At 67.7% G+C, this 18964-nt stretch carries 19 protein-coding genes; 7 read left to right on the top strand and 12 right to left on the bottom strand.

Going from position 1 to position 18964, the window contains the following annotated elements:
- Nucleotides 1–36: 36 nt before the first annotated feature.
- From Rhe02_RS10570 to Rhe02_RS10555, 4 genes are all read right to left on the bottom strand, one after another.
- Complete coding sequence (locus Rhe02_RS10570; RefSeq protein WP_203907950.1) at nucleotides 37–615, bottom strand: DUF4262 domain-containing protein; 579 nt, start codon at nucleotides 613–615, stop codon at nucleotides 37–39.
- 34 nt (nucleotides 616–649) lie between these two features.
- Nucleotides 650–1993, bottom strand: coding sequence for an MFS transporter (locus Rhe02_RS10565; protein WP_203907949.1), 1344 nt, complete (start codon nucleotides 1991–1993; stop codon nucleotides 650–652).
- Nucleotides 1994–2107: 114 nt separating this feature from the next.
- Nucleotides 2108–3085, bottom strand: coding sequence for a hypothetical protein (locus Rhe02_RS10560; RefSeq protein ID WP_203907948.1), 978 nt, complete (start codon nucleotides 3083–3085; stop codon nucleotides 2108–2110).
- A 41-nt stretch (nucleotides 3086–3126) separates the two neighbouring features.
- A complete protein-coding gene (locus Rhe02_RS10555; protein ID WP_203907964.1) occupies nucleotides 3127–4113 on the bottom strand; it encodes an aldo/keto reductase in 987 nt (328 codons plus the stop codon).
- A 90-nt stretch (nucleotides 4114–4203) separates the two neighbouring features.
- Here Rhe02_RS10555 and Rhe02_RS10550 point away from each other — a divergent pair, with 90 nt between their 5' ends.
- Nucleotides 4204–4656, top strand: a complete 453-nt coding sequence (locus tag Rhe02_RS10550) for an Lrp/AsnC family transcriptional regulator (protein WP_203907963.1) — start codon at nucleotides 4204–4206, stop codon at nucleotides 4654–4656.
- 145 nt (nucleotides 4657–4801) lie between these two features.
- On the opposite strand, the gene Rhe02_RS10545 is transcribed toward Rhe02_RS10550, so the two are convergent.
- Nucleotides 4802–5746, bottom strand: coding sequence for an acyltransferase domain-containing protein (locus Rhe02_RS10545; RefSeq protein ID WP_203907947.1), 945 nt, complete (start codon nucleotides 5744–5746; stop codon nucleotides 4802–4804).
- Nucleotides 5747–5845: 99 nt separating this feature from the next.
- Nucleotides 5846–6238 carry a VOC family protein gene (locus Rhe02_RS10540; RefSeq protein ID WP_203907946.1) on the bottom strand — a complete coding sequence of 131 codons (393 nt, stop codon included), beginning with the start codon at nucleotides 6236–6238 and terminating at the stop codon, nucleotides 5846–5848.
- Nucleotides 6239–6297: 59 nt separating this feature from the next.
- On the opposite strand from Rhe02_RS10540, the gene Rhe02_RS10535 reads away from it, so the two are divergent.
- Complete coding sequence (locus tag Rhe02_RS10535; RefSeq protein WP_239123639.1) at nucleotides 6298–7848, top strand: amino acid adenylation domain-containing protein; 1551 nt, start codon at nucleotides 6298–6300, stop codon at nucleotides 7846–7848.
- Between the two features lie 208 nt (nucleotides 7849–8056).
- A complete protein-coding gene (locus Rhe02_RS10530; protein ID WP_203907945.1) occupies nucleotides 8057–8575 on the top strand; it encodes a peptidoglycan-binding domain-containing protein in 519 nt (172 codons plus the stop codon).
- A gap of 54 nt (nucleotides 8576–8629) precedes the next feature.
- On the opposite strand, the gene Rhe02_RS10525 is transcribed toward Rhe02_RS10530, so the two are convergent.
- Nucleotides 8630–9250, bottom strand: coding sequence for a hypothetical protein (locus tag Rhe02_RS10525; protein ID WP_203907944.1), 621 nt, complete (start codon nucleotides 9248–9250; stop codon nucleotides 8630–8632).
- A 283-nt stretch (nucleotides 9251–9533) separates the two neighbouring features.
- Here Rhe02_RS10525 and Rhe02_RS10520 point away from each other — a divergent pair, with 283 nt between their 5' ends.
- A complete protein-coding gene (locus Rhe02_RS10520) occupies nucleotides 9534–11174 on the top strand; it encodes a DUF885 domain-containing protein (RefSeq protein WP_203907943.1) in 1641 nt (546 codons plus the stop codon).
- Nucleotides 11175–11252: 78 nt separating this feature from the next.
- On the opposite strand, the gene Rhe02_RS10515 is transcribed toward Rhe02_RS10520, so the two are convergent.
- Nucleotides 11253–11858, bottom strand: a complete 606-nt coding sequence (locus Rhe02_RS10515) for a hypothetical protein (RefSeq protein ID WP_203907942.1) — start codon at nucleotides 11856–11858, stop codon at nucleotides 11253–11255.
- Nucleotides 11859–12153: 295 nt separating this feature from the next.
- Between Rhe02_RS10515 and Rhe02_RS10510 the strand changes: the two genes are divergently transcribed.
- From Rhe02_RS10510 to Rhe02_RS10500, 3 genes are all read left to right on the top strand, one after another.
- Nucleotides 12154–12723 carry a sugar O-acetyltransferase gene (locus tag Rhe02_RS10510; protein WP_239123638.1) on the top strand — a complete coding sequence of 190 codons (570 nt, stop codon included), beginning with the start codon at nucleotides 12154–12156 and terminating at the stop codon, nucleotides 12721–12723.
- A gap of 63 nt (nucleotides 12724–12786) precedes the next feature.
- Nucleotides 12787–13131 (top strand): PadR family transcriptional regulator, encoded by a 345-nt coding sequence (locus tag Rhe02_RS10505; protein ID WP_203907941.1) that lies wholly within the window; start codon nucleotides 12787–12789, stop codon nucleotides 13129–13131.
- Nucleotides 13128–14249, top strand: coding sequence for a hypothetical protein (locus Rhe02_RS10500; protein ID WP_203907940.1), 1122 nt, complete (start codon nucleotides 13128–13130; stop codon nucleotides 14247–14249). The genes Rhe02_RS10505 and Rhe02_RS10500 overlap by 4 nt, the downstream gene beginning before the upstream one ends.
- A gap of 114 nt (nucleotides 14250–14363) precedes the next feature.
- Here Rhe02_RS10500 and Rhe02_RS10495 read toward each other — a convergent pair whose 3' ends face one another.
- The 4 genes from Rhe02_RS10495 to Rhe02_RS10480 all read right to left on the bottom strand — a co-directional run bounded on the left by Rhe02_RS10495 (nucleotide 14364) and on the right by Rhe02_RS10480 (nucleotide 18961).
- Nucleotides 14364–16124, bottom strand: coding sequence for an AfsR/SARP family transcriptional regulator (locus Rhe02_RS10495; protein ID WP_203907939.1), 1761 nt, complete (start codon nucleotides 16122–16124; stop codon nucleotides 14364–14366).
- Nucleotides 16121–17536: a methyltransferase domain-containing protein gene (locus Rhe02_RS10490; RefSeq protein WP_203907938.1), complete on the bottom strand. Its 1416-nt coding sequence runs from the start codon at nucleotides 17534–17536 to the stop codon at nucleotides 16121–16123. Before Rhe02_RS10490 ends, Rhe02_RS10495 begins: the two co-directional genes overlap by 4 nt.
- Nucleotides 17533–18354: a class I SAM-dependent methyltransferase gene (locus Rhe02_RS10485; RefSeq protein ID WP_203907937.1), complete on the bottom strand. Its 822-nt coding sequence runs from the start codon at nucleotides 18352–18354 to the stop codon at nucleotides 17533–17535. Before Rhe02_RS10485 ends, Rhe02_RS10490 begins: the two co-directional genes overlap by 4 nt.
- A 136-nt stretch (nucleotides 18355–18490) precedes the next feature.
- On the bottom strand, nucleotides 18491–18961 hold the full coding sequence (locus tag Rhe02_RS10480) for a hypothetical protein (RefSeq protein ID WP_203907936.1): 471 nt from the start codon (nucleotides 18959–18961) through the stop codon (nucleotides 18491–18493).
- Between the last annotated feature and the right edge of the window lie 3 nt (nucleotides 18962–18964).

The raw sequence follows: 18964 nt of genomic DNA, 5'->3' as shown, positions 1-18964 counted from the left end.
ACCCGGCGCTCATCGCGGCAGATGCGTGCACCAGCCCTATGCCCCTGGAGCCTGCGTCCACACACTGTGCGGGTGCTCGTCCCGCGGGAGCCAAAGCGCCGCCTGCGCATCATGTGCTCCAGGCTTGTGCTCCAGGTCTGTTGGGTAGCGGCCGGAATCATCGGGCCACAGGAGTTGCACCACCGGGAACGGCGGCCGCTGATAGTAGTCGATGGCGGCGCCGAACAGCCGCTCGTACCAACTGTCATGCACCGGGGCCAGGCCGAGCTCATAGCCTTCGACAACGCCCGCCAGTTTGAGGTCTGGCACCAGCACGAGCCCGTCACGGATGAGCTTTCCAACCTCGTTGACAATGACCATAGCCGGCTGCTGCGGGATGCCGAGAAGGCAGACCTCAACGCTGCCATAGCTGTGCCACAGGCCGATCGAGTAAGCCCAGTCGGGCAGGGTTGTGCCCACGACACCGGTGACGCCCCATCCATACTCACGGACCGCCCGGGCGTTGCGGCGCTCGCGATAGGGCCAGGACTTCTCGACCGACCGCCACCATCGCCTCGGCGTACCGTCGCCCTCACACAGCAGGCAATGACACTCGCGGCTGAGCGGTTCACGCATCGGCGAATCGTACAGACGACCTCCAGTGACACGCCTAGCGGCTACCGACTGACTCCGGCACCACCGCGTCGAGGTGCGGCGGTGTGCCGGTCTCTTCGTCGGTGTCGCGGCTGGAGGCGCTGGCGTCGGCCAAGACGTCCGCGGGGACGTGGCGTTCGAGGAATCGCCGGGCGAGCCGCGTCGACGGATGGATGCCGATGGTGGCCGCCACGATGATGCCGGCTATCACCAGCCAACCGGCGGCGCCCCAGTTCAACGCGAGGAAGGTGTACACCGCCGGCGCCCAAACCTTGCCGAGGGTCATGCTCAGCTCGGAGGCGCCCTGGTAGGCGCCGCGCTGACGCGGGTCCATCAGCTCTGCTTCGAAGGACCAACTCGCCGCCGAGACGTAGAGCTCGGCCCCCGTCACGGTGACGTGGCCCAGCCAGACCAGGAAGATCGTCACCCAGCCGATGGTGTCGTGTGTCGCGAGCGTGATCAGGCAGGAGAGGACAAAAAAGGTTGAGGACAATCGAATCGCCTTGAGCGCGGTCGGCAGGTTTCTGACGCCGCGGGAGGTGACCATCGGCAGGAAAATGCACATCACCGTGTTGGTGGCGAAAAGGAAGGCCAGCAAGACGCGCGGGGCGTCGGTTTGCTCGACCAGCCAGAGCGGAATGACGACGTTGAGCAAAACCTGGTTGGTCCAGAACACCCCGACGAAGAAGGTGGTGAGCAGCCAGCCGGGGTTGCGCAGCGGACCCGGCCCGGGAATGCGCACCTTGCGTTCCTCAGGGCTGCGCTCGTCGTGCGAAGCCCGCGGCAGCCGCGTGACCGACACGGCATTGACCAGGAAAACCGCCGCCGTGAACCAGGGCAGCGCGTGCAGCACGTCGTTGGAGTGGAACGCCAGCGCTATGCCACCCAGCAATGAGCCCAGGGTGAAGCCGACATTGAGGGCCGAGTACATGTATGCGCGTGACTGCACCCGCTCGTCTGGTGGCAGCACATCGATCGTGTATGCCCCGTGCGCGGCGCCGCCGAGCGCGCCGATCACCTCCATGCCGACGGCCATGGCGACGTAGCCCTTGAAATCAGTGACAAACGGCCAGACCGCGAACATCGCTGCCTGCCCGACAGCGCTGACCGCCCACATCTTCTTCGGCCCGTAGCGGTCGACCAGCTTGCCCATCGGCACGGCAGCAAGGAAAGCGGCAATCCCGGCGAACGTCAGACCGAGACCGACCTGGGCAGCGGACAACCCGACGATCTTGGTGAAGAACACCGCCGACCCGGTCATGAACGTTCCTTGGCCGAGCGCGAAGAGCAGCGACTGCAAGGACAAGCGGCCAGCTAACGGCGACGGCGGGCGGGCACGGCCAAGGAGGGCTGAGATCACGTGGGGATTCTCTAAGGCCGGTACGACAATTGTCGCGCCAATTATCCGCCCACGAGCCGGCAAGCGCGATTCGCGGCAGATCCAGGCGTGACTGTGGTCACGTCACGACGGCGCTCAGCACGTCAACAAGCGGTCGAGCACTTGCTTGGTGCGATGGCGAAGGGAGTCGAGCTCAGCGGAACTGCCTCTGACCTCAATGATGAGCTCGACGGCGGCCAGCAGGTGCTCCAGGGCGATGACGTCCTCGTCGAACGGATCGTCGTCGAGCGGATCGTCAGCCTCGAACCGATCGACCAGCACCTCGAAGTCAGCCAGCAGCGCCTCGAGGTGGGTGGCGGCTCGGTGGGGATCGCCGTTGCGCTGGATGCAGCGGGCCGACTCCATCATCGCTCGTCCTACGAAGGCGTGGCATTGGCCCAGTATCCGGGTGACGATGCGTCCTACCAGTCCGAATCCGCGCTCTTCGAGCTTTGGGTCGGGCTGGGCGGCGAACTTCGCGGTGACCTGACGGGCAGCTGCCGCGAGCGCGACGCCGTCGGCCCACTCCTGGGAACCCTCCGGGGCGCAGGGTTGCTGTCCTAACTGGACGATGCATGCTTCGGCTGCGACAGATAGTGACGTTGCCGCCTCGAGGAGCAGGTGTAAACGCACCCGGTCTGGCTCCTGCGATGCCACCGCCAGGCGTGCGACCTCGAGCGCCACGGCGACGTCTTCTGTGCCGTGCGTGGGCTCGCCCCGCCTCGCCCGCTCCAGGAGTGCCTCCGCGGACGCCAGCTCCTCGGCCGATGGCCCGAGAACATCGTCGTCGACTGGCAGCCCGAGCGTAAGCCGGTAGGACATCCACGCCAACGGATCCTTGACAGAGTCCGGCTTGTTCGCGGGGTTGCCGGTCAAGGCTCGAGTGACTCCGCCCTGGACGCGATCCATCGCGAGCCGCGCATCATCGAACGGCAGGGCGAACTGCTCGGTAAGGACGGCAAGAATCTCGCGCCGGCCCGTGCCTGCCGTGTCCGCCGCTCGCAGGTACAAAACAAGAGCGCGCAATGAGGCGCCACGAGCAACGCGCACAGTCATGTCGTCGGTCCATGCCACGACGCAAGGATGCCCGTCCCAACCCCGGACAACAAGCGGTGCTAAGAGTGGCCGTATGGTGCGCGGGGGCGATAGGGGGCCTCGAGTCTGGCTGTTTCCTCGTCGCTGAGGGACAGGTCTGCGGCGGCTAGCGCGTCGTCGAGGTGGTGGGGTTTGGTCACGCCGACGATTGGTGCGCTCACTGACGGTTTGCTCAGCAGCCAGGCCAGGGCGAGTTGAGCGGGTGGCAGGGCGCGTTCGGCGGCGACCGAGCGCAGCGCGTCCACGATGTCGAAGTCGTTGTCGTTCTCCTTCTGCCACAACGTGTCGGTCTGTTCGACGATCGCGCGAGGTGTGTGCCGCAGGCCGCCGCGTTCACGGGTACCGGCAAGAAGCCCTCGGGCCAGCGGGCTGTATGGCAGGACGCCGACGCCCTGGTCGGCACAGCACGGGATCGTCTCCCGTTCCTCCTCGCGGTAGACGAGGTTGTACCGGGTCTGCATGGACACGAAGCGAGTCCAGCCACCGGTCTGTGCGGTGTGCTGGGCCTTGGCGAATTGCCACGCGTACATCAGGGACGCGCCGAGGTAGCGCACCTTGCCGGCCTGTACCACGTCATGCAGCGCCGCCATGGTTTCCTCGATGGGCGTCTCGGGATCCCACCGGTGGATCTGGTACAGGTCGATGTGGTCGGTGCCCAGCCGCCGCAGCGAGGCGTCGACAGCGTCCATGATGTGTTTGCGGGACAGCCCACGGTCGTTGGGGCCCGGCCCTGTCGGGTAGTAGAGCTTGGTCGCGAGGACGTAGTCGCTGCGCCGGCCGAAGAGTTTGCCGAGCAGCCGCCCGGTGATCTGTTCGCTGGCCCCGTCGGAGTACATGTCGGCCGTGTCGAAGAATGTCACGCCGGCGTCTACCGCGCGCCGCAGGATCGGTTCGGCCGCGTCCTGCGACAGGTACCACGCCTGGGCGGCGGGATCGCCAAAGCTCATCATGCCCAGGCCGATCCGCGAGATCTTCAGACCGGACAAGCCGAGACGGACGTACTGCATCATGGGACTATCTTCCAGAACAGAGGACGGATCTGAGAAGTACAAGATGAAGGCAGGAGATGCAATTTGCCTAAGGATCCGAGGTCAAAGCTGTTAGACGCCGTCAACCTGCAGCTGCTGTCCGAGTTGCAGGACAACCCGCGCCTGCCGATGTCGGAGCTCGCGCGCCGGGTCGGCATGTCCGCGCCCGCGGTCACCGAACGGGTACAGCGGCTGGAAACCGCGGGCGTGATCGTCGGGTACCGGATGGACATCGACCCGGCAGCACTCGGCATGCAGGTAACCGCATTGGTACGCATCCGGCCGGGCCCCGGTCAGCTACCCAAGATCACCCGGGCTGCACAAAAGACGGCACAGGTGGTCGAATGCCATCGAATCACCGGCGAGGACTGCTTGCTCCTCAAGGTTCACGCACCGTCCATCGGTGAGCTCGAAGAAGTCCTCGACCAGTTCCTCCTGTTTGGACAGACGACCACCTCCATCGTGATCTCCACACCGGTAGCGGCTCGGCCGTTGCCGCTACCGGCCGCGCCACCGGACTGACGCGCGCCGTGTCGCGGCTATCCCTTGACGGTGAGGATCGGGTGCAGTTCGGCGACGGGCTGGGCCACCTCAGCGTGACGCAGCGTGTCGACCACGGGGACGGCGGTCTGCCGCCGCGATCTCATTTCCGTGCTGGAGCGTGCGGCTAGATCGGGAAGTGGCCGCGGTGCCAGCGCCAGTGGCGGCCGGCCTTGAGATGGTCGACGGCTGCGCGCTCGAGCATGGTGCGGCGCGGCAGCTGGTCCAGCGGCGTGCTCAGGGTGCGAAACACGAACCGCAGCACCTCCACGTCGGCGTCCAGCCCTTCCGGCTCCTCGTAGGGCTCCAGCTCGAACCGGCGCTGGAAACGCACAATGTTGGAGTCCTCGGGCAGGTACTCCAGCAGCTGCGGGTCGAGCAGCCAAGAGCCGCAGGAGAACGTCGTGTAGCGCTCTTCGGGAAAGTGGCGCGGGAAGAACACGCGTGCCTGGTCCAGCGACGCCTCGACCGCCTCCGGGGTCATCGGCCCCGTCTCGGGGATGTGCAGGCCGATGGCGGCACCGCCGCGCTGGTATTGCAGCCGGCCCAGTTGGTAGAGGCCGCCGCGCGCGTGCAGTGTCAGCCAGCTCTGCATGACCGGCCAGCCCTCGCCGCGCATCCGCCGGTCGATCGCCAGGTTGCGGCCCAGATCCGCCAGGGTCACCCACGACACGGCATCGGCGATGCCGTGGTCACGGTGATACCCGGTGACCACGTCAACCAGGGCCAGGTAGGCGTACACGTAAAGATGCCGCCAGGCCAGGCCGCGTTCGCGCGGCAGCTCCGGACCTGGCGACAGCCAGCCGTGGCCCCCGAGATCGGCGCAGACCAGCGCGATCGAGCGGTCGAGCAGCCAGCGCAGCTCCGCAGTCCACAATGGAGAGTCGGGGTCGGGCCAGCCCGCCATGATCTCGGCCGCGTCGTCCGGCCGCACCGCGAGCCGGTCGAGGATCGCGGGCACCTGAGCCTTGGCGGGCAGCGGAACCGACGGCCAGTCGGCAGCGAGCCCGTGCACACGGTCGACCTCCTCGACCGGTACCCCGAGCCGGGCGGCGATGTCGTCCAAGTCCACCCGCACGACCCTACCGGACCGCGATCGCCCTGCCAGCCCCCGATTCTGCGCGATCGTGGATCGCGGCAAATCCGGATGGCATGCGGCGGCGTAGGGGCTTCAGGCGGCGCCGAGCAGATCCCAGCGGTTGCCGGCGATGTCGAGGAAGACCGCTACCCGGCCGTATGGCTCGGTACGCGGCGCCGTGACAAAGGTGACCCCGGCATCCACCATGCGCGTGTAGGAGACATCGAAGTCATCGACGTGCAAGAAGAAACCGACCCGGCCCGCCGCCTGCGCGCCTACAGCGGCGCGTTGATGGTCCCCGTCGGCGCGGGCTAGCAGGATCCCGGTTTGCGCACCGGGTGGCCGGACAACCACCCATCGCTTGGGCTGCCCCGCATTGGTCAGCGAAGGGGAGTCTTCCACGAGGTCGAAACCCAGCACGCCGGTGAAGAATTCGATCGCGGGGTCGTAGTCGTCGACGATCAGGGCAACCAATTCGATACGCACCGCAGCAGCCTAGACACAACCCCTGAACAAACTCGGCAGGCAGCCGATAAGGTGCGGCGGTGAGCGGTGATGCCTGGCTCGACGAGTCGCCCTTCCCCATCGCACGGTTGGCGGGATTGGCGCGCAACCCCACCGCCCCGACCGGTCTGCTCATCGAGCTGATGAGGCACTGGCCCGATCACGCAGCCGGCTGGCTACGGCGCCGAGCGATCCTCGAGCCACCGCTGCAAGACGCGATGCAAGGTCATCATTCGGCCCGCATCCGGGGCGCCCTGGCTTCCCATCCTGATGTCAGTCCATCGTTGCGGGCAGCGCTGCTCAACGATGAGAGTTGGAGGGTAAGGACTCGAGCGTTCGGCCGGCCCGAGCAGCGGCCGTTGTCCGACGAGACCCTGACCCAGCTTCTGGCCGACCTGGACCAGCCTCCACGGGGCGTTCCGATGACCCGCGACGAGCTTCTCAACGAGTTGCTCTGGGCCGACCGGCATGACGGCCGTCTCCTCGAGCTTGCCGCCAGGCATCCCCGGCCGGGAATCAGACAGCTCGCAGCCCAGTACCTCAACGTTCTCCATGAGGACAGCCGGCAGGCGCTGCTCGATGACCCGGTAGTGGAGGTCCGCTCCGCCGCTGCCGACAACGCCGAGTTCTGGCGTCAGCAGATGCTGCCAGCAGACCTCCCCCAACGGCATTGCCATGAGTTCTGGGCGGTGCTGCACCGCTCATTGTCACCGGCGTTGGTGGACCATGTGCTGGCCAGCGGCGACATCGAGGCCATGCGCGTCGTCGCGGAAAATCCCACCACCCCACCCGATGCCGTGGCGGTTTTGCTCGACCACCCCGACGCAGAGGTTCGCCAGCGCCTCTCGCGGCGAGCCGACCTCAATGGCGAGCAGCTTGCCCAGCTCGCCGCCGACCCGGCCGCCAGGGTGCGCACAGCCGTTTCGGTCCACCCCGGCCTGACCGAGCAGCAACGCGCAGAGATCAGCATCGACTTGGCGACCGTGCCCTGCGACGGTTACTTCGGCCATCCCGATGCGACCTGCGATCGGGGTTACCACATCGACAGCCCCGTACCACCGCTTGACGAGGCGATCCGCGGAGTTCGATCGGTCAATCCCCTGCTGCGCCGTGCTGCGGCCCGCAATCCGACGCTGCCGGATGAGTTGGTGGCCGCGTTAGAGACCGACAGCGATTTCGGTGTACGGGTTCTGCTCGCTCAGCATCATCCCAGCGCTTCACCGAGCCTGCTGCTGCAATCCTTCGTGGATTACCGGGGTTGTGGCCGCAGACGTCTCATCCAGCGACCGCTGTTCCCGACCGTTGGCACGGCTCGGCTCGCCGTCGATCCCGACCCAGCGGTGCGCAGGCTTGCCGTGCGCGACCCGGACGCAGAGTCGGCGGTCATCAGCCACCTCAGCGACGACCCGGATCTCACCGTCCGCCGTGCCGCTGCAGCCTGTCCCCGCCTGCCGATTTCACGAATCATGATGCTGCTTGACGATCCCGAGCTCGCCGAGGACGCCGCCGCCAATCCGGCCCTGCCGCCAAACGAAATGTGGCGAATACTTTCTTCGTCACCGTGGGATCAGCGGCGGGAGCCGTCAAGGTAGACCTCGGCAACGCCCGGGTCGACGGTGACGCAATAGGGATCGGGGCACGGGAAGCTGCCTCCCCGAAGCAGGTGGCACGGCAATAGTCAACTGGCGATCTCCACGTACCCGGGCGTTGACCGACCAATGTGGACTGTCGTGAGCGGGATGTTTAATCTATGAATGAAGGTGCTCGCCTTGGCGCTTCGATGGGTCCCACGCTGTAGTGATGAGACTTCGCAGTAGGGGTGTCGCTGCTCGCGTGGCGGCCTTCATCCTGGCCGTTACCTTGGGGAGCGCCGCCCTAGGCCCATCACCAGCTTCCGCCCACACCCCGAGCGGAAGCTGGGGCAGCTTCCATACCATCTGCTGGGGCTGCAGCGTCGACAGCGGCAACATCGTCCGCGCCTGGCAGATCATTCTGTGGGTGGACAAGGCCACCAGCGCCACCTGTTTCAGCTTCGCCGACGGCGGCTTCGGATCCAACACCGACCGTGCCACCGAGGTGTGGCAGGGCCGCATGGACTTGGGGGTCGACGGAAGCGTCGGCTACAACACCTGGACCAAGGCCTACTCGCGACTGGTACGCACCCCAGCGTTGGACAACGCAGAGTTCTACGCCTACGACTACCGGTACAACGGGCGGTTCGTGACGTTCCTCAAGCGAAAATCCGACGGGGCCTGGTACTTCTACCCGGACCCGCCCTATTGCACCAACACCACCGGCTTCACTCCGATGAACCACTGAGCGTTCAGGCAGGGCGTGCTGAATGCGATGCGGGCACGCCCTGCCATCGGGTGTTCAATCACCGGTGCTGACACTGGCGTCAGCCGTGTTCTTCACGGTGATTCGCCGCGACCAGCTGTCGCCTGACGTGCACGACAGCACCGCCGAGTAGGTAACGGCCCAGACGTCGGCGCGGAAGAAGCGCTCGGCCACGAAGGTCGCGGTCTCGTCCGAGTCGATGACGCCGAAGCGCCGCCGAGTGCCCCGGTCGTGATCGGAGGACTCGAACCATTGCGACACCGTCTCGGACGCATTCACGGCGTCCTGTCGCCGCGCTGTCACCTCGACCACGAGCTGGGGCTCAAGAATCGACACCGTGCCGATATTCTTGGCCGACACCGTCAAGCAATGCAAATGGCCGCTTTGACCGCCGTCAATCACGTCGACCCTGAGCTCCATGGCTGCCCGCGTGGTCAGCGTCCTGCCGCGAAAGAACTTGTAGTACCCGAGGATGCCCGCGGTCAGCAGGACCGCGGAGGTTATCAAGCTGTTGACCGCATCCAGAATGTCCTTATTGGAGGCAAACCATGCTCCGGACAGAATCCCGGCCTTGAAAAGGTAGGCGACGCCAAGTCCAAGCAGGACCAGCAACAGGATCGGCGTAACCCACAGCCGCAAGCGGTCAATCCCACGCATGTCTTTATCGCCACAGGAGATAGACCAGCAAGCCTATGCCTGCCAGCAGAACAATAGGGACAAGCCACGACGGCAGCGGGCTTCTCTTCCTTTGTACGGCCACGGTTCTCCTCGACATTACTCAAACGTCAGATTGCTTTGGCGGCGCAAGTCAACCAGGAGGCGAGCATGGCTCATGCTTTCACGATTTGGTTGATCAGGTAATACCGGGCAATGAAGTTCGCTCCGGAGGTGGATGCCGACGGGGGTAGTGATCGGTGTCGCTGGGTCATAGTGTCGTTACATGACCCCCATTTTCGCGCTTTGCGACACCTACGTGCGGCGCAGCTGCGAACTCAACCCCGCGGCCGCCACCTACCAGGGCGTGCCGGGCGACTTCGCACCGGGCACCGACTTCAGCCCCGACGGCTACGCCGCTCGCGCCGCGCTGCAGCGGACAACCCTGGCCACCTTGGCCACGCTGCTGCCGCACGGCAGGGCCGACCAGCTCGCCGCCGCTCACCTGCGCGAACGGCTCGAAGCCGAGCTGGCTTGGTACGACAGCGGTGAAGCGCTGCGCCCCCTGCGGACCCCATTCGGCCTGCTGCAGGCGCTGCGCGACAACGTGGACCTGATGCCGGCGCAGAACGAACAGGACTGGTCCGGGGTGCTGGCCCGGGTGCAGGCGACCCCGGGCATGCTGGCGGGGCTGCGGGCCAGCCTGGCCGAAGGGGCCGCGCAGGGTGTGGTGGCGGCCCGCAGGCAGGCCGTGGAGGGTGCCGCCCAAGCCCAGCGATACGCCGACAAGGCCGGGTTCCGGGCGGTCGCCGAGCGCTACGGGTCGGGTCCGCTGGCCGCCGAGCTGGCGGTAGCGGTGGACCGGGCACATGCCGCCTTCGCCGAGACCGCCCGCTTCCTGCGCGAGGAGTATGCCCACAAGGCGGCCGAAGCAGATGGCGTTGGCCCCGACCGGTACGCGGTCAGCGCCCGGCTCGCCCTGGGCGCCGACCTTGATCTGGTTGACGCCTACCACTGGGGCTGGGCCGAGCTTCATCAGATCGAGGACCAGATGTCCGTCGAGGCCGGCCGGGTGCTCCCCGGTGCCGGCATCGAGCAGGCCATGGCGCACTTGAACGCCACCGAGTACGTCGATGACACCGACGCCTACCGCGCCTGGCTGCGCGACCGGCACGACGAGGCGATCGAACGCCTGCACGGGGTCCATTTCGACATCGCCGAACCGCTGCGCACAGTGGACATCAACGTGTTGCTCCACTCCAGCGCCGGTGCCCCCTACTACACCCCGCCCAGCGAGGACCTGAAGCGGCCCGGCCGCACCTGGTGGCCCGCCTCGGGCCGGGAACGGTTCGGGATCTGGGCCGAGCTGACCACCGTCTTTCACGAGGGCGTACCAGGACACCATTTGCAGCTCGGGCAGACCCGGGTCACCGGGCAGACACTGTCGCGGTTCAGCCGGCTGACCGGCATCAGCGGGCATGGCGAAGGCTGGGCGCTCTACGCCGAGAATCTCGCCGACGAGCTGGGTTTCTTCCAGACCCCCGGCCAGCGGCTGGGCATGCTCAAAGCCTCGGCGCTGCGGGCGGCCCGGGTGGTCTGCGACATCGGGCTGCACCTGGATTTGCCGCTGCCTGCACAAGAGGCAGCCCGGCACTCACCGCGATGGAGCTTCGCCACCATGGTCGAGGTCCTGCGCGACCGCGGACGGCTGGCCGAGCACCGGGTGCACGCCGAGGCCGTACGCTACTGCGGCTGGCCCGCCCAGGCCATCTCCTACAAACTGGGCCAGCGCGCATGGCTGGCCGCCCGCGACGAGGCCCGGCAGCGGCTGGGCTCCCGCTTCGATCTCAAGCAATGGCACACCGAGGCGCTTTCGCTCGGCCCAGTCGGCCTGGCCACCCTGGCCCAAACCCTGCGCACCATGTGATCACAGGGCGATGCCACCGACTCCGCCCGGCACGGCGCGGCGCTCGGGATTGCCGGTGCCTCGGTAAGCGTGGGCCTGTCATAGGATCCGGCTGATCGTGCGGATGAGGTCGGCCAAGGACCAGGCGGCGAGAATGGCCAGGGCGATCCTGGCGATCCAGGCGACCGTGGCGGGCATCCGTTGCCAGACTGTTCGGGCGCTGCCGATCCACCGGTCGCCGAGCCAGGTGACAAGGGTGCTCGCCAGAAGCGGGACGCTCAGGCTGAGGCCGACGGCGAGCAGGGGCGGGTCCAGCAAGGTGAAATCGACACCGTCGCTGTGCACCATCATCGCCCCGATGACGAGCGTGGCCCCGATCGGCATGCTTACCCGGCGCCACCACAGCGGGCCGAAGCGCAGACCCCGGATGGCGACCCAGACCAGCCCACCGATCACGCCCAAGACCGTGGCGACCACCAGGAGGTTGAGCGTGCCGGCGAAGGTGAGCCGGCCCATGGTGAAGCCGTCATCGCTTGGCACACCGGTGGCCCCAGGGTTCAGGCGAGCCAGGACGAGCATGAAAAGCCGGCCGCCGACGCCTCCGGCGACCAGCCCGGCAATGCCGCCCGCCAGCGCGGCAACCGCCAGCCGGCGGGCCCATTCGATGCCACCCGCCAGCATGGATGATCGCTCCTGCGCTGTCATGTGAACGCCTTCCGTGAGGTCAGAGCAACTGACAATAGCTCCGATCTTGAGCATCTGCGTCCGGCATTCGCCCGACGCGGATGCCCTCACCGGCTAGGCGTCACCTCCGATCGCCCACCTTCGCCACCCTCCGCATAGGACAGTCAGCGCCCCACGCCTTGGGTGAGCATGTTTCTCACCTCAGACGGGAGTGTCATGCGGCGGGTCGTCTGCGACTTGCTTGCGCGACACGGCACGCCTCAAGTGCGCCGATGAATGGCGAGCCAGGCGAGGTCGATTACGTACTCTGGCACATATGAATCTTGATGGTGATGGCCGATCCATGCGGGAGCGCATGCTGGCCGGCGATCTCTACATCCCCGATGAGGAACTGATCGAGCACATGCTGCGTGCGGCCCGGCTGATGGAGGCGTTCAACACCACCTCCGCCGGCGAGCCGCAGCGCCAGCGTGAAGTGCTCGATCAGCTGCTCGGCGCGGTGGGCGAAGACACCTACCTCCGCCCGCCCATCCGCGTCGACTACGGCAGCCACATCCGCATCGGAGCCCGCTCATTCGCCAACTACGGCCTGGTGGCACTCGATGTCGCACCGATCACCATCGGGGACGACGTACAGATCGGCACCAACGTGCAGCTGCTCACCCCGACGCATCCCCTTGACCCACAACTGCGCCGAGACAAATGGGAGGCCGCCAAGCCGATCACCATCGGCGACAACGTCTGGCTCGGAAGCGGCGCCATCGTCCTGGCCGGAGTCACCATCGGCGACAACACCGTCGTCGGGGCGGGAGCTGTGGTGACCCGCGACCTGCCCGCCAACGTCGTGGCCGTCGGCAACCCGGCCCGCGTGACGCGCGCCCTCTAAGCTGAACGCCTCGGCCAGGCTCAGAGGGATTGAATACTCAGAGAGTCTGTATATGATATGTCGATGAAGGACAGTCCTCTTACCGAACCTGCCTTCCTCGTCCTGACTGCATTGGCCGAACAGCCACTGCATGGCTACGGCATGCTCGAAGATGTTGCCCGCATCTCAGAAGGCCTGGTCAAGCTACAGGCGGGCACGCTCTACACGGTCATCGACCGGCTCTGCACCGAGGGCCTGATCGAGATCGACCATGAAGAGGTGGTGCAGTCACGGCTTCGCCGCTACTACCGCATCACCGCGATCGGCGCGACCAGGCTGTCGCGTGAGTCCGCCCGGCTCGCAAGGCACGCCTCGGTGGCCACGCAACGGTTGCGACAGCATGGTTTCGTCATTGGCGGTGCCGCATGAGCACGCTCGAGCACCGCTACCGCCGCATCATCAGCCTTTATCCTGTCCAGCACCGGCAGCGTTTCGGTGACGAGATTCTCGACACCCTGATGCAGGGAAGCGTTCCGCAGCAACGTTTCCCCCGTGCACGTGAGCTGGCCGACCTGCTGTGGAACGCGGCCCGGCTGCGTTTGACGCGGCGAGGCCTGCCCTCGGTGCACGACAGCCGCTGGGCCGACGCTGCGGCGATCGGCGGCCCGCTCGCCGCAGCGTTCCTGGCCGCCTACTACGCCCTCGCCCAGATCGCCGTCTGGATGCCGATTCTCGGCTTCGCGCAACCCTTCTCGGCCCCGTGGAAGGCGATGGCGGCCTTCGGCTGGTGGCTGCTGACCGTCGTCCTGGCCGCTGCCGGAGCACGGCTGGTCGCCGCGGCCATGGCGTGGCTGGGAGCCCTTGGGCCGCTTGCCTATTCGGCCTGGCGCTACGCCAGCGACGCCACCGTGTTCGCCCGGCACTGGCCTTTTGTGGTGCTGGCCCTCACGGCGGCGCTCTGCCTGACGGTGCGCTTTCCCAAGCGCCACGCGATCCAGCTGATGGGCGGCCGGTTCGCTGTCCTGCTGACGGCCGCCTTCGTGCTGGTATGGACATCTCCCGCCTTGCAACTGCCGCTCATACGGGGGGCTGGCAGCGACTATCCGGCGGAGGCCTGGAACGGCCTGTACCCGAGGTTCCTCGGCTACCACCTGCTCGGCGCGATCCCGCTGTCGGCCGTGCTGCTGCTGACCGTGACACTGCTTTGGTTGCTGCTCAAGCATGATGGCGGGCTGCGCCGCCGGCTGCTGGCCATCGCCGCTCCCGCGGTCGTCCTCTCCGCGGTGGTGAACTTCGGCTACGAACAACTTGTCATGACCAGCTCACACATATTGGCGCCGAACTTCTCCACGCAAATCGCCGTCCACCTCCCGGTCAAATACACCAGCCCGGCCCCGGTCGCGATGTCGGCCGGGCAGTGGACGTTCGTCCTGCTTCTCCCGCCAATAGTCTTCGTGGCCGCGCTGATCCTGGTGCGCCGCGGAGACCGGCGCCAGGAGCTGATCGAGCTGGGCAAAGCCGAGCTGCAACGCCGGCAGGCACACTGAATGCACCACGGGCTTGCGGACTTCCCCCCACCCGTGGGAAGACCGCAAGCCGCGTTCACATTCAGCAGTTGTAGAGGCGTCGTCCGGTCTCGATCTGCTCTCGACTCAGGCGGGTCAGCCTGCCCGGTCGAGTTCGGCCGTCAACGCCGGGTTGGCGATGTCGATGGCCATCGAGTGGGCGTGCGCCAGCCGCTGCGGGCCCTCGATGCGGCTGCGGTGGATCAGCGCCCGGACGGTGAGTTCGCGCATGGTTGCGCCGCCGGCTAGGTGCTCCAGCTCGTCCAGCAAGTCCATTCCTTGCTGGGTACCGAGCGTGAGCCCCGCGGTCAGGTCGAGCAGACGGGCTCGCAGCCACAGGTACCAGGGGGCGGCCGCCAAACCGGTGCGGCACCAGGCAAGCGCGTCGTGTCCCTCGTGCAGCGCGAGCACGGCCTGGGCGTGGGCGACGGCGGCTACCCAGCACTGGTCACCGGATTCCGTGGTCTGCACCCAGGCGTAGTCGAGCAGCTCGTGCGCAGTCTGGGCGTCACCCAGCGCCACGGCCGCCTCGGCGCGCATCGCCTGCGGGAAGGGGGTGAACGCGGTCCAGCGGTCGGCCCGGATGTCTTGCAGCGCCTCATCCAGTACCAGGGCCGCCTGGGCCGGCTCGCCGCGCAGCAGCCGGAGACGTCCGATCATCGTCTTCGACCATGCGGCCTGTCTTTTGTGGCCACTGCGGCGAGCCAGCTCGACGGAGGCGTCCAAAACGGTCAAGGCGTCCTGGTACTCGCCGGAGTCGCTGAGGCTCATGCCGCGCACGCCCAGGATCCGCGCGCTTTCCGCGTCGGTCGGGCACCAGGCCTCGGCCAGGCCCAGCCAATGCTCGACCTCGGCTCTGTGTCCTGCTTGGACAGCGAGGAAGCCCAGCTCCCGGCAGGCGGCGGCCCCGATCGCGGCGTCGCCGCCACGGTGGGCACGCACAAGCGCCTGATGAAGCAGCGTGGTCACGTCGCTGCCCCGCCCGCCGCTGGCGTGGATGAGCGCGGAGGCAAGGGCGAGGCGGGCCCGGCCCGACAGCTGGTGGTCGGCGTCGTCGACCACGGCGACGGCGCGGCGCAGCTGGCCGATCCCGGTCGCCGCCGTGCCCGCGGACAGGGAGGCGTCGGCGAGGTCGAGCAGCGACCGGACCACGGCGGCGCTGGCCGAGGGCTCGCCCGGGGCGCTGGCAGCGGCTCGGGCCACGGCCGCAGGCAGGTCGGCTTCCAGTTCGCGGCGATACAGGTCGGTGCAGCGAGCAAGATGGGCCTGGGCTCCCGCCTCGTCGCCGCAGCGCATCAGGCTCGTGATGAGGACAGCGTGCAGGTCGGTGTTGAGCCGGTCGCTTTCGACGGCCTGCCCCGCGATCCTGGCCGCCGCATCCGGCTGTCCATTGGCGAGCAACTCGACCGACCAGCGGTAGGCCAGGGCACGGCAGTCGGCGGCCAGCCGTTGCCGTTCGACGCTGAGCCAGATGTCGAAGGCCGGTGAGTCGTCAAAGCTGAGGCCTTCAAGCAATTCACCATGTGGTACGCCGTTCAGGCGGGCCGGTCCGTGGTCGGCCAGCGAAACGACATCGATGGACACGCCGGGCTGGGCGGCGAAGGTGAGCGGGTCGCGACCGACCGACACCTGCCCGCCCAGTGCCCGGCGCATCTCGGCCAGGTTCCAGCGCAACGCGCCACGCGGGTCGTCGGCGTGCTCGAAAAGCATTGACACCAGACGTTGCCGGCTCGGCGGGCGCTCGGCCAGCGCCAGGAAGGCCAGCAGCCCCCAGGCCTTGTAGCCGCGGGGGCCGCCAAGGAGCTCGCCGTTGCGGGCGATCTGGGGCGGGCCGAGCAGCCGCACCTCGGTGGTCACGAACTGTCCGATGCGGACAGTGCGGCGACGCGGCCGAAGGTGACCGATCGCAGCACCGCCTCGGGTGTCGTGGTGCGCAACTGCCAGTCGGGCACGGCGCCCAGCGCGTCGTTGATCGTGGAGAAGGCGACCCGCAACGCGACGTAGGCCGTGATCGCCAGGATCTGCGCCTCGGTGTAGCCCGCCTCGCGCAGCGGCTGCACGTCGGAGGCGTTGGTGGCGTTCGGGTCGGCGGCGACCTGGCGGGCCCACCTGGCCAGTGCCCGCTCCCGATCGTCCAGAAGGCCGTCATCACCGGCGATCACGCCCGCGCTCAGCTGTGCGGATGCCGCCGCTGCCAGCTTGCCGCCCCAGGCCAGGGCGCAGTAGGAGTCGCCCAGTGTGGAGGCGGCCGCGGTGACCAGGATGCCGCGATCGCGCACGGTCAGGCCGGCTGTCTTGGTGACCCGGCCGAGGGCTTTGAAAAGCAGCTCCAATGCTTCGGTGTCGTTGGCCCACATCCGGGTGGCGTTCATGACGTACCCTAACTCGGCGCTGTCGTCGGCGTACGCGCTGCGTGCCCTGTCGCTCAGCTGCGCCGGCTCGGCCAGAAACGACGACGCGGGAACGGCCGGCGCCGGGGCTCGGGCGAGAAAGCCGACCAGGTTGATCTCAGCTCGCAGCGGCAGCCCGTCTCGAGCATGTTCTGCGGCCAGCCGTGCCGCATCCTCCAGGAAACGCTGCTCGCCAACGGCCTGGATCGCCTCGTACCCCGGCCCGGTGCAGGCCACCGCCCGGGCGAACGACTCCGGATCGGCGAACTCCCACACGAAAGGGATGTCGACCCGCCTGACCGCCTCGAACCCGTGGCGGGTAAGCAGTTCTTCGCCGACCCCGGGCCTGCCCAGACTGTTCATCGCCGCCTGGTGGGCGACCTGTGCTGTCTGAGCCCACAGGAACGGGCGCAACGCCCAAGCGCCGGGTGACGCCTTGACGCGGCCCCACACCGTGAGCCCCAGCAGCCCGCCGGGCCGCAAAACCCGCCGCACCTCGTCGAGAACCTCCGGCGTCGTGCCCCAGATGCCGCGAAAGCTGGTCACCACATCGAATTCGCCGTCGCCCCAAGGTAAGGCGCGCATGTCGCCAACCCTGAGGTCGGCCCCGCGATTGCGGTCGCGGGCGACGGCGAGCAGACGCGCCGACGCATCGATTCCTGCCACTGTGGCACCTCTGGCGGCGGCCAGTTCCACCGCGAGCCCGGCGCCACAGGCCACATCCAGCAGACGGGTACCGGCGCCAACCCTCAAATGCTGGTGCACCGCAACATACTCCCGGATGTTCTGGGGCTCATGCAGGGTCGCGGCGTCTGCCGCCCTGCGGCCCCAGCCCGCGTCCGGCAGCGTCCATTGCGGCTCGCCGCCAGGGATGCTCATGCTCGGCTCGCCCGCAGCAGCAGGTACTCCCACGGCATGCGGCCGGTGTCCGCGCCGTACCGGCGGGCCAGCTCGATCAGCGCCTGGTCGAGCGCGGCAACCCGCTCCGGCTCGGCGGCGATGTGCCGATAGGTGGCGATGGTGGGGCCGTAGCAGGTTTTGAAGAAGGTCAGGAACTCCTGCGCGCTGCCGAAGCGGTCCACCTCCAGCGACGCCGTCACCGCCTGCACCTGCGCGACGCCATCCCCGAGAAGCGCCCTGACATGCTGCTCATCGCCCCACAATGGCGGCGGCTGGGCACCCAGCGGCGGTGGCGGCGCGAAAGGCTTCATCACCGCGAACATCTGCCCGATGAACCCGGCCGGCGTCCAGCTCAGCACGGCGATCGTCCCCCCGCGGCGGCACACCCTGACCAGCTCGTCCGCGGCCACCTGGTGGTGCGGGGCGAACATCACGCCCACACATGACAGGACGGTGTCGAATTCCCCGTCCGCGTAGGGCAGCGCCTCGGCATCGCCGACCTCCCACCGGATGGGCAGCCCGTCTGCCCGACGCCGGCCCGTCTCCAGCAGCTCCGGGGTCAGGTCGCTGGCCACCACCTGCGCTCCCGCCCGAGCCGCGGGCACGGCCGCGTTGCCCGAGCCGGCCGCCACGTCCAGTACCCGCTGCCCCTGCTTGATGTCGGCGGCGGCCACCAGCGCCGGCCCGAGCGCGGCGATCACCTCGCCGGCCACCGCGGGATAGTCCCCCAGCGCCCACAATGCCCGGTGCTTGGCCTTCAAGGCCTGGTCGGCCTGCACATCGACTTGCGTACTCACAACTTCCTCCGGGTGATCCGTCGTTGGTCAACGGACTCCACGATCACCGCCCACCGTGTGACGGGGAGTGTGACGGCCGGGCAAAGCCGCGTTCGACCGTGTCGGCTCCCGGACATCGACTGAAGGACGCGCTTGGCTATCCGAGGAAAAGGCTTGGTACCAAAGCGATCGCCGTGAAATAGATCGATCGCCCGGCCAGCGCGACGAGGAAGAACAGCAGCCACGACATCCGGGTCTTGGCCGCGTAGAAAACCACGATCGCCAGCGGGGGAATGCCTGCACCGGCTGCGACGAAGACGATCGGCGCAGCCCATACCGGCCTGTCCAGCCCGGCGGAGACGCGACGGATGAACCGGCCCGACGAGGTCGGCGGCCTCGACCAGCGGCTCGCGAACCGCTGAATCCAAGCCGCCTTCACCGCTCCGCGGGCGCCAACCAGCACCACCGTCTTGCCCGCCGCCTGTCCCAACCCGGCAGCCAGGCCGATCGGGATCGCCCAGCCATGCGTCGTCGCCGCCATCCCGATGACATACGGCTCGATCGGGAAGACGGGGACAATAGCGACGACGAAGCCGAGCAGCATCGTCACGCCAAGCATCACGGGCACGGT

Source organism: Rhizocola hellebori (assembly GCF_016862955.1).
Taxonomy (GTDB): domain Bacteria; phylum Actinomycetota; class Actinomycetes; order Mycobacteriales; family Micromonosporaceae; genus Rhizocola; species Rhizocola hellebori.
This window is presented reverse-complemented; position numbering and strand designations above follow the sequence as displayed.

What these genes read in the sequence shown, in the direction of transcription:
- Rhe02_RS10490 (WP_203907938.1), bottom strand. Translation starts at nt 17,536, where the DNA reads ATGAGCATCCCTGGCGGCGAGCCGCAATGGACGCTGCCGGACGCGGGC.
- Rhe02_RS10525 (WP_203907944.1), bottom strand. Translation starts at nt 9,250, where the DNA reads ATGCGTGGGATTGACCGCTTGCGGCTGTGGGTTACGCCGATCCTGTTG.
- Rhe02_RS10510 (WP_239123638.1), top strand. Translation starts at nt 12,154, where the DNA reads ATGAATCTTGATGGTGATGGCCGATCCATGCGGGAGCGCATGCTGGCC.
- Rhe02_RS10530 (WP_203907945.1), top strand. Translation starts at nt 8,057, where the DNA reads ATGAGACTTCGCAGTAGGGGTGTCGCTGCTCGCGTGGCGGCCTTCATC.
- Rhe02_RS10555 (WP_203907964.1), bottom strand. Translation starts at nt 4,113, where the DNA reads ATGCAGTACGTCCGTCTCGGCTTGTCCGGTCTGAAGATCTCGCGGATC.
- Rhe02_RS10500 (WP_203907940.1), top strand. Translation starts at nt 13,128, where the DNA reads ATGAGCACGCTCGAGCACCGCTACCGCCGCATCATCAGCCTTTATCCT.
- Rhe02_RS10570 (WP_203907950.1), bottom strand. Translation starts at nt 615, where the DNA reads ATGCGTGAACCGCTCAGCCGCGAGTGTCATTGCCTGCTGTGTGAGGGC.
- Rhe02_RS10520 (WP_203907943.1), top strand. Translation starts at nt 9,534, where the DNA reads ATGACCCCCATTTTCGCGCTTTGCGACACCTACGTGCGGCGCAGCTGC.
- Rhe02_RS10515 (WP_203907942.1), bottom strand. Translation starts at nt 11,858, where the DNA reads ATGACAGCGCAGGAGCGATCATCCATGCTGGCGGGTGGCATCGAATGG.
- Rhe02_RS10505 (WP_203907941.1), top strand. Translation starts at nt 12,787, where the DNA reads ATGAAGGACAGTCCTCTTACCGAACCTGCCTTCCTCGTCCTGACTGCA.